This is a genomic window from Amycolatopsis sp. lyj-346 (assembly GCF_046548975.1).
Classification (GTDB): Bacteria; Actinomycetota; Actinomycetes; order Mycobacteriales; family Pseudonocardiaceae; genus Amycolatopsis.
The window spans coordinates 1-541 of the sequence record NZ_JAJPWT010000078.1; the positions used below are offsets into that span (position 1 = coordinate 1).

Sequence of the window (541 nt, forward strand, 5' to 3'; positions counted from 1 at the left end):
CGTTTGCGACACCGGGGACCGAGGCGACCTCGTCGGCCAGTTCGACGTCCAGATGGATGCGTTCGGGGTACACCAGATCACGCTGAGTGCCGACGTAGCGCTGGTCGCCGGTGACCACGATCGGCACGGCGGCGAGACGCTCCGGCGGCGCCGCGTTGTGCAGGCCGGTCTCGAGCAGGGCGCCGCAGCCGATCACGATCATGGCGCCGAAGAACAGCGCGATGAACGACGCGATGAAACCACCCTTGTGGAAGCGCAGGGTAAGTAGTGCGATCCTGGTCATCAGCGCACCCCGTGCCCTGCGTGCTGCGCCACGGTCCGGCTGCCCCAAGCGCCGAGGTGTGTCATCCGCTCGGCGACCTGGTCGGCGGTGGGCCGGTCCAGCGAGTCGACGATCCGGCCGTCGGCGAGGAACAGGACGCGGTCCGCGTGCGCGGCCGCCACCGGGTCATGGCTGACCATCACGATCGTCTGGTCCGACTGCTGGACCGCTTCACGCAGCAGCGTCAGTACCTCGCTCGCGGTGTAGGTGTCCAGCGCG

2 pseudogenes are annotated in these 541 nt (G+C 68.9%); both read right to left on the reverse strand.

Features of this window, described 5'->3' with window-relative positions:
- Nucleotides 1-283 (reverse strand): annotated as a pseudogene (locus ACLJQE_RS44785) (ABC transporter permease); the annotation flags it as partial.
- Nucleotides 283-541 (reverse strand): annotated as a pseudogene (locus ACLJQE_RS44790) (ABC transporter ATP-binding protein); the annotation flags it as partial. The pseudogenes ACLJQE_RS44785 and ACLJQE_RS44790, both read right to left, overlap by 1 nt.